The organism is Kitasatospora sp. NPDC059803 (assembly GCF_042732255.1).
GTDB lineage: Bacteria > Actinomycetota > Actinomycetes > Streptomycetales > Streptomycetaceae > Kitasatospora.
The window spans coordinates 1-9,078 of sequence record NZ_JBHWIJ010000326.1 but is presented as its reverse complement, the minus strand read 5'-3'; the positions used below and the strand labels follow the sequence as shown (position 1 = coordinate 9,078).

Sequence of the window (9,078 nt, the reverse complement as noted above, 5' to 3'; positions counted from 1 at the left end):
CCCCGTGCACCCAGGGGGAAGGCGGGCGGGCCGCCGTGTTGAGGGGTGTCGTCCGGTCGCCTACTTGCCGGCGCTGCGGCTGATCTCCCAGAAGCGGAACACGCCGGTGGTGTCGATGGTCGACTCGACGCCGGTGATGTACGAACGCGACGCGAAGAAGCCCTTGTTCTGGTACAGCGGGATGAGCGGCGCGTTCTCGGCGACGATCTGCTGGATCTGGGCGTAGCCGGCCACCGCGGCGCTGCGGTCGGCCTGCTTGAGGCCGTCCGGCACCAGCTTCTGGCTGATCCGCGGGTCGTCCCAGCCGTGGTGGTACGCGCCGCCGTCGATGAGCAGCGGGGCGATGTAGTTGTCCGGGTCCGGGTAGTCGGCGAACCAGCCGATGAGGTACGCCTGGTAGCGGCCCTCGGACCAGCCGGCCCGGTACTTGTCCCAGTCCGGCTCCGTCTGGACGGTCACCTGGAACAGGCCGCCGGCCTCCAGCTGCTTCTTCAGGGTCTCGGGCTCGGCGCTGCCGGCCCGCGAGCGCGACCAGGTGAGGGTGAGCTTGACCGGGAGCTGGACCTTGGCGTCGGTGAGGATCTTCTTGGCCTTGCCGCTGTCCTGGTCGCCGTAGCGGTCGAAGAAGGCCGTGGTGTGGCCGGTGACGCCGGCCGGGACCATCGCGTACAGCGGCTGGACGGTCCGGGCGAAGACGTCGCGGGCGAGCGACTTGCGGTCGAGCAGCTGGGCGGCGGCCTGGCGGACGGCGACGTTGCCGGCGACCGGGTCCTTGGTGTTGAAGACCAGCGAGCGGGTGTCGTTGCTGTCGCCCTCGACGACCTGGAGGTCGGTCTTGCCGCCCTGCTGGTCGGAGTGCATCTGGGCGGCGGTGTTCGGGTCCAGGCTGTTGTCGGTGAGGTCGACGTCGCCCTTGTCCAGCGCGGCCTTCAGGTCGGCGGGCTTGTCGAAGTACCGGATGGTGAACTTGCTGTTCCGGAGCTTGGCCTCGCCGCTGTACTTGTCGTTGGGCACCAGGACGACCTTGCCCAGCTGCTTGGCGGTGTCGCCGTTGCCGCCCATGACCTCGACCGTCTCGAAGCGGTACGGGCCGGAGCCGATCAGCTTGTCGTTGGGGACGACCTTGTCGGCCGGGTAGGCCTGGTGGTCGAGGATGGCGCCGGCCGGGCCGGCCAGCTTGGCCGGCAGGGTGGCGTCGGGCGTGGAGAGGTGGAAGACCACCTCGGTGTCGCCCTTGGCCTCGACGCTCCTGATCGAGGAGAGCAGGGGGGCCGCGCCGTTCTGGTCGTTGATCTTCTTGGTGCGCTCGATCGAGAACACCACGTCGGCCGCGGTCAGCGGGTGGCCGTTGGAGAACTTCAGGCCGGTCCGCATGGTGCAGTGGTACTGGGTGGCGTCGCCCGCGGTGAACTCGCAGGACTGCGCGGCGTCCGGGGAGGGGGCGCTGGAGGCCGCCGGGAAGGTGAGCAGCGACTGGAAGGTGTTGCGCAGCAGCAGCCAGGAGCCGGAGTCGTAGGCGGCGGCCGGGTCCAGCACACCGGTGAGCTGGGTGGTGCCCATGACGATCGCCTTGCCGCCGTCCCCCTTGACGGCGTCGGTGACCGATCCGCAGCCTGCCGCCGTCACGGCGACAAGACCGGCGCAGCCGAGTGCTGCCAGGCGTTCAGCTGAAGTCTTCACGGGGCGCGTCCTTCTGGGTGCGGTCCGACCGGGGCCGGCGGCCCGCGTCGAGGGCGCTCCCGGTGCGGAAGGCGTGCGCGGGCCTGGCGCCCGTACGACCGCGGGCGGGACGGGGTTGCCCGTCGTCGGCGGTGGCAGGGCGCGAGGGAGGGGAACGAACTGAAGTAGCGTGCCATATCGAACACGCACGACCGATACCCGTGCAGATGACGTTTGGGACACGGTGGTTGAGGGCATCGCGAAACACCCGACGAGTTGTCAGGCAATGCCCTTTTTCTCCCCGGGCGGCCGTCGGCGGTGGCTGGATCCGGCCGCTTACCGGCGAGTAGAGCACCCTCGCAATGAGATGACAATCACACCCGCGAAGCGACCAGCGAGCGCAGCAGTTCAAGATCGACCTGCTCCAGCGAGGAGCGCACCAGCCGCCCCGGGGCCGGCTCGATCGGCGCCACCGAGGGCACCGCGACGACCGGGCAGCCCGCCGCCTCGGCCGCCCGCACCCCGGTCGGCGCGTCCTCGACCACCACGCAGCGGGCCGGGTCCGCGCCCAGCCGCCGGGCCGCCTCCAGGTACGGGTCCGGGTGCGGCTTGGTGCGCGGCACCTCGTCCCCCGCGACCGTGAAGGCGAAGTGGTGGGAGCCCAGCGAGCGCAGCACGATGTCCACCACGTGCCGGTGCGAGGCGGTCACCAGGACGGCCGGAATCCCGTGCGCGGCCAGGGTGTTGAGGAGGCGTTCGGCGCCCGGCATGAGCGGCACGCCGCCCGCCAGCAGGTCGACGAAGCGCTGGTTGATCAGCACCGTCAGGTCCGCCGGGGCGAGGTCCACCCCGGTGGTGCCGACCAGGTAGTCGATCACCCGCGTCATCGGACCGCCGACCACCTGGGCCCGGTCCTCGTCGGTCAGCGCGTGGCCCAGCTCGGCGAACAGGGTGACCTCGGCCTGCCACCAGAAGTCCTCGGTGTCCACCAGCGTCCCGTCCATGTCCAGCAGCACCGCCTGCAAGCCGCGGCCGTCCCCGTGGTCGAGGATCCGGGCGGCGGTGGAGGTGGTCATGGCGGGAGTCCTTCCGTCGGTACCCCCCGGGCGCGTTCGAGCACCCCCCGGGGATGGCACGGGCCGGCCCGCTGGTGAGCGGACCGGCCCGTTCAGGATCATCCAGGATACGCCCGGTTCGCCCGAAAAGAGCGAACGGAACGAGGCGCCCGGGTTACCGGGCGTTGAAGTACTTCGCCTCCGGGTGGTGGATGACGATCGCGTCGGTGGACTGCTCCGGGTGCAGCTGGAACTCCTCGGAGAGCACCACGCCGATCCGCTCGGGCTTCAGCAGCTCGGCGATCTTGGCGCGGTCCTCCAGCTCCGGGCAGGCCCCGTAGCCGAGCGAGAAGCGGGCGCCCCGGTACTTGAGCGCGAACATGTCCTTGACGTCCTGCGGGTCCTCGCCGGAGAAGCCCAGCTCGTAGCGGACCCGGGCGTGCCAGAACTCGGCCAGCGCCTCGGCCAGTTGCACCGACAGGCCGTGCAGCTCCAGGTAGTCGCGGTAGGAGTTGTCGGCGAACAGCTCGTTCGCCGCCTCCGAGATCCGGTTGCCCATGGTGACCACCTGGAGGCCGACCACGTCCCGCACGCCGGTCTCCTCCGGGCGGAAGAAGTCGGCCAGGCAGAGCCGGCGCCCGCGCCGCTGGCGGGGGAAGGTGAAGCGGGTGCGCTCGGTGCCGTCCTCGTGGAAGACGATCAGGTCGTCGCCCTTGGAGTTGGCCGGGTAGTAGCCGTAGACCACGGCCGCCTCCAGCCAGCCCTCGGTCTGCAGCCGGTCCAGCCACATCCGCAGCCGCGGCCGGCCCTCGGTCTCCAGCAGCTCCTCGTACGAGGGGCCCTCGCCGCTGCGGGCCGCCTTCAGGCCCCACTGGCCCTTGAACAGCGCGTCCTCGTCCAGCCAGGAGGCGTAGTCGGCGAACGGGATGCCCTTGACGATCCGGTCGCCCCAGAACGGCGGGGTCGGCACGGTGTTGTCGACGGTGACGTCCGAGCGGATCTGGCCGAGGTTGACCTCCGGCTCCTCCACCACCTCGACCCGGGCGTGCCGGCGCTGCTTGAGCTCCGGCAGGCTCGCGCCGGGCACGCCGCGCTTGACCGCGATCAGCGCGTCCATCAGCCGCAGGCCCTCGAAGGCGTCCCGGGCGTAGCGGACCTCGCCCTCGTAGATCTCGTGCAGGTCCTGCTCGACGTAGGCCCGGGTGAGCGCGGCGCCGCCCAGGATCACCGGGTAACTCGCGGCCAGCTTGCGCTGGTTGAGCTCCTCCAGGTTCTCCTTCATGATCACGGTGGACTTCACCAGCAGGCCGGACATCCCGATGACGTCCGCCTTGTGCTCCTGCGCGGCGTCCAGGATCGCCGAGACCGGCTGCTTGATGCCCAGGTTGACCACGTTGTAGCCGTTGTTGGACAGGATGATGTCCACCAGGTTCTTGCCGATGTCGTGGACGTCGCCCTTGACGGTGGCCAGCACGATGGTGCCCTTGCCCTCGCTGTCGGACTTCTCCATGAACGGCTCCAGGTGGGCCACCGCGGTCTTCATCACCTCGGCGGACTGGAGCACGAAGGGCAGCTGCATCTGGCCGGAGCCGAACAGCTCGCCGACCACCTTCATGCCGGACAGCAGGGTGTCGTTGATGATCTCCAGCGCGGGCCGCCCGGCCAGCGCCTCGTCCAGGTCGGCCTCCAGGCCCTTGCGCTCGCCGTCGATGATCCGGCGCTGCAGGCGCTCGTCCAGCGGCAGCGCGGCCAGCTCCTCCGCCTTGGACGCCTTGACCGAGGCCGAGGAGACGCCGTCGAACAGCTCCAGCAGGTGCTGCAGCGGGTCGTAGCCGTCCCGGCGGCGGTCGTAGACCAGGTCGAGGGCGGCCTCGCGCTGGTCCTCGGGGATCCGGGAGATCGGCAGGATCTTGGAGGCGTGCACGATCGCCGAGTCCAGGCCGGCCTCCACGCACTCGTGCAGGAAGACCGAGTTCAGCACCACCCGGGCGGCCGGGTTGAGGCCGAAGGAGATGTTGGACAGGCCCAGCGTGGTCTGCACGGCCGGGCGGCGGCGCTTGAGCTCGCGGATCGCCTCGATGGTCTCGATGCCGTCCCGGCGGGACTCCTCCTGGCCGGTGGCCAGGGTGAAGGTGAGGCAGTCCACCAGGATCGAGCCCTCGTCGACGCCGTAGTCGGCGGTCAGCTCGGTGATCAGCCGCTCGGCGATCTCGACCTTCTTGTCGGCGGTGCGGGCCTGGCCCTCCTCATCGATGGTCAGCGCGATCAGGCCGGCGCCGTGCTCGCGGGCCAGCGAGGCGATCCGGCCGAAGCGCGAGTCCGGGGCGTTGCCGTCCTCGTAGTTGACCGAGTTGAGCACCGCGCGGCCGCCGAGCGCCTCCAGGCCGGCCCGCAGCACCTGCGGCTCGGTGGAGTCCAGCACGATCGGCAGGGTGGAGGCGGTGGCCAGCCGGCCGGCGATCTCCTTCATGTCGGCGACGCCGTCGCGGCCGACGTAGTCCACGCACAGGTCCAGCAGGTGCGAGCCGTCCCGGATCTGCTCACGGGCGATCTCCACGCAGGCCTGCCAGTCGCCGGCCAGCATCGCCTCGCGGAACTTCTTCGAGCCGTTGGCGTTGGTGCGCTCGCCGATCGCCAGGTACGAGGTGTCCTGGCGGAACGGCACCGCCTGGTACAGCGAGGACGCCGAGGACTCCGGCTGCGGGGTGCGCGGGGTGACCGGCCGGCCCTGCACCCGCTCGACCACCTGGCGCAGGTGCTCGGGCGTGGTGCCGCAGCAGCCGCCGACCAGCGAGAGGCCGTACTCACGGGTGAACACGTCGTGCGCGTCGGCCAGTTCGGACGGGGAGAGCGGGTAGTGGGCGCCGTCCTTGCCGAGCACCGGCAGGCCCGCGTTCGGCATGCAGGACAGGCCGATCCGCGCGTTCTTGGCCAGGTAGCGCAGGTGCTCGCTCATCTCGGCCGGGCCGGTGGCGCAGTTGAGGCCGATGTAGTCGACGCCGAGCGGCTCCAGGGCCGTCAGCGCCGCGCCGATCTCGGAGCCGAGCAGCATGGTGCCGGTGGTCTCCACGGTCACCTGCACCAGCACCGGCAGGTCCAGCCCGGCCTCGGCGAGGGCGCGCTTGGAGCCCAGGATGGCGGCCTTGGTCTGCAGCAGGTCCTGGCTGGTCTCGACCAGCAGCGCGTCGGCGCCTCCGGCGATCAGGCCGGCCGCGTTCTGCTGGAAGCCGTCGCGCAGCGTCTCGTACGGGGCGTGGCCGAGGGTGGGCAGCTTGGTGCCGGGGCCGATCGAGCCGAGCACCCAGCGGGTGCGGCCGTCGGCGGCGTGGGCGTCGGCCACCTCGCGGGCGATCCGGGCGCCCGACTCGGACAGCTCGAAGATGCGCTCCGCGATCTCGTACTCGCCGAGTGCGGAGAAGTTGGCGCCGAAGGTGTTGGTCTCGACGCAGTCCACGCCGACCCCGAAGTAGGCCTCGTGGACGGAGCGCACGATGTCGGGCCGGGTGGCGTTGAGGACCTCGTTGCAGCCCTCCAGGTTCTGGAAGTCCTCCAGCGTCGGATCCTGTGCCTGGAGCATGGTGCCCATCGCACCGTCGGCGACCACCACCCGGGTGGCGAGCGCTTCACGCAACGCGTTCGCGCGGCTCTGCTGAGTGATGGACGGATTGGCTGCAGTGGCCATGGGGCTTCTCCCTGGTGCGACGGCTGTCGGCTTTGCGGGCCCGCTTACTCGGGCCCGCACGTGGCCAGGGTATCCGGCCCGCGCCCCGGCCTGCGGTCGCATTCCGTATCCTGAGCGTTCGACCGCAAGGGGGGAGCAACCGCGTGGGCCGATTCCCGACCGTCGCGCGACGCGTCACGGGGGCCCTGGCGGCCCCGTTCCGGGCGTTGCGCAAGCGCTGGCGAAGCTGGTCCTGGTGGCGCCGGGCGCTGCTGGCACTGGGCCTCGCGGCGGCCGTACCGGCGGCCGCGCTCGGCTCCGCCTTCGTCGCGATCCGCTTGCACTACACCGGCGACCCGTCCGCCGAGGCCCGCACCCGCGGCCGGGACGCGCTCTGGCTCGGCCACGCCTGGGTGGACGGCCGCAAGGGCGAGGCCGACGTCGCCGCGCTGGTGCGGCAACTGGCCGGCACCGGCGTCCGCGACCTGTACGTACACACCGGCCCGCTGGAACACGACGGCTCGCTGCCGCCCGCCGTCCACCCCCGGGGCCGCTGGTTCACCGACGCGGTGCACCGGGCGCTGCCGGACGTCCGGGTGCAGAGCTGGCTGGGCGACGAGGTCAAGCCGGAGAAGGACGCCCTGGACCTGGAGGACGCCCCCACCCGGGACCGGGTCACCGCCTCCGCCCGGCAGGTCCTGGACCTCGGCTTCGACGGCGTGCACTTCGACATGGAGCCGATCCGGCCCGGCAGCGCCGGCTGGCTGGCCCTGCTCGACCAGGTCCGCCCGGTCACGGCCGGGCGCGGCGCGGCGCTCTCGGTGGCGGTCCCGCAGCTCGACCCGGTGCCCGGCCTGCACACCGCCGGGATCCTGCTCACCGACCACGGCAAGTGGTGGGACCAGGCGTACTTCACCGAGACCGCCCGCCGGGTCGACCAGGTCGCCGTGATGGCGTACGACACCAGCATGCCGACCGAGCCGCTGTACGGCGGCTACGTCGCCCTGCAGACCGAACTGGCGCTGGAGGCCACCCCGGCCGGGGTGGACCTGCTGATCGGCCTGCCGTTCTTCTGGGACGACCGGCACGGCCATCGGGGTGACGCCGAGACCGTGCCGGCCGCCGTCCGGGGCGTCCGGCTGGGCCTGGGCCGCCAGGACCCGGGGCGGCGGAACTTCGGCGTCGCGCTGTACGTGGACTTCGCCGCCACCCCGGAGCACTGGGCGGCGTACCGGCGCGGGTGGGTGGGCGCCTGAGGGGTTCCGGCGGCGAGTGCGGGACCGGCGTGCGCGGAAAGGGTGCGTACGGGAAGGGTGTGCGCGGGAAGGGCTCGTCGTCGCGCCGCGTCGCCGTCCGGACACCGTCCGCGCCCGCTCCGAGCCACCTGACGCCCCGTCAGCCGAGGCGGTCCGGATATCCGCTGGATCGGGGCGGCACGCTCCCCCAGACTGTCCCGGTGCCCGGCCGCGGTGCGCATCAAAGCCCGTAGGCTGGGCAGGTAGGGACCATGGGGCGAGGCGTTCCATGGGTGACGAGAGGTTCGACAGTCGGCAGCCGACCCGTCGGCGCCCCGGCAGGCCAGCCGAGGCGGCGCAGGTTCGACCGCCGACCGGAGGGAGACGCTGGGTGATCGAGCTGGAAGATGTTCCCGAGTTGATCGACCCGGTGATGGTCTGCGCTTTCGAGGGCTGGAACGACGCGGGCGACGCCGCCTCCGCGGCTCTGGCACATCTGGACGACACCTGGGGCGGCAAGGTGATCGCCGCCCTGGACGCGGAGGACTACTACGACTTCCAGGTCAACCGGCCCACGGTCTGGCTGGACGGCGGCATCCGCCGGATCACCTGGCCGACCACCAGGCTCTCGGTGATCCGGGTGACCGAGCCGACCACCCGGGACGTCGTCCTGGTGCGCGGCATCGAGCCGAGCATGCGCTGGCGCTCGTTCTGCAACGAGCTGCTCGGCTTCGCGCACGAGCTCGGCATCGAGCTGGTGGTGATCCTGGGCGCGCTGCTCGGCGACACCCCGCACAGCCGCCCGGTGCCGGTCAGCGGCGTCACCTCCGACCCGGAGCTGGCCCGCCGGCTGGACCTGGAGGAGAGCCGCTACGAGGGCCCGACCGGCATCGTCGGGGTGCTCCAGGAGGCCTGCACGCACGCCGGGGTCCCGGCCGTGACGCTCTGGGCGGCCGTGCCGCACTACGTCGCGCAGCCGCCGAACCCCAAGGCGACGCTGGCCCTGGTCAACAAGCTGGAGGACCTGCTCGACCTGCGCATCCCGCCGGGCGAGCTCGGCGAGGACGCCCGGGCCTGGCAGCTGGGCGTGGACCAGCTGGCCGCCGAGGACAGCGAGGTGGCCGAGTACGTCCAGCAGTTGGAGGAGGCGCAGGACACCGCGGAGCTGCCGGAGGCCTCCGGCGACGCGATCGCCCGCGAGTTCGAGCGCTACCTGCGCCGCCGGGAGAACGTCGGGCCGACCGGCGAGAAGCCGGTGGCCGGGCACGCCACGGCGGAGCGGCCGGCCGAGCCGGAGGCCCCGGGCGCGGCCCGGGAGAGCCAGGACGGCGACGAGGAGTAGCCGCCGCCCCGGGCCCGCCCCGGACAAAGGGGGGGGGGGGGGGGGGCCACACAGCACCCGGGCCCCCCCGGCGGGGGGGGGGGGGGGGGGAGTGCGGCCGCCACCCCGCGCGCGGCCCCCTGCGGG

General features: G+C 72.2%; 5 protein-coding genes. 2 read left to right on the top strand and 3 right to left on the bottom strand.

Annotated elements, in window-relative coordinates; all coding sequences use genetic code 11:
* Window positions 1-60: 60 nt before the first annotated feature.
* From ACFV6I_RS33905 to metH, 3 genes are all read right to left on the bottom strand, one after another.
* Window positions 61-1,680, bottom strand: a complete 1,620-nt coding sequence (locus tag ACFV6I_RS33905) for an ABC transporter substrate-binding protein (RefSeq protein ID WP_380342759.1) — start codon at window positions 1,678-1,680, stop codon at window positions 61-63.
* A 353-nt stretch (window positions 1,681-2,033) separates the two neighbouring features.
* Window positions 2,034-2,735 (bottom strand): HAD family phosphatase, encoded by a 702-nt coding sequence (locus ACFV6I_RS33900; RefSeq protein ID WP_363583916.1) that lies wholly within the window; start codon window positions 2,733-2,735, stop codon window positions 2,034-2,036.
* Window positions 2,736-2,889: 154 nt separating this feature from the next.
* A complete protein-coding gene (gene metH, locus ACFV6I_RS33895) occupies window positions 2,890-6,396 on the bottom strand; it encodes a methionine synthase (RefSeq protein ID WP_380429553.1) in 3,507 nt (1,168 codons plus the stop codon).
* A gap of 143 nt (window positions 6,397-6,539) precedes the next feature.
* Here metH and ACFV6I_RS33890 point away from each other — a divergent pair, with 143 nt between their 5' ends.
* Both ACFV6I_RS33890 and ACFV6I_RS33885 read left to right on the top strand, forming a co-directional pair.
* Window positions 6,540-7,631 carry a glycoside hydrolase family 18 protein gene (locus tag ACFV6I_RS33890; RefSeq protein ID WP_380429550.1) on the top strand — a complete coding sequence of 364 codons (1,092 nt, stop codon included), beginning with the start codon at window positions 6,540-6,542 and terminating at the stop codon, window positions 7,629-7,631.
* A gap of 370 nt (window positions 7,632-8,001) precedes the next feature.
* Complete coding sequence (locus tag ACFV6I_RS33885) at window positions 8,002-8,952, top strand: PAC2 family protein (protein ID WP_063346923.1); 951 nt, start codon at window positions 8,002-8,004, stop codon at window positions 8,950-8,952.
* Window positions 8,953-9,078: the final 126 nt, after the last annotated feature.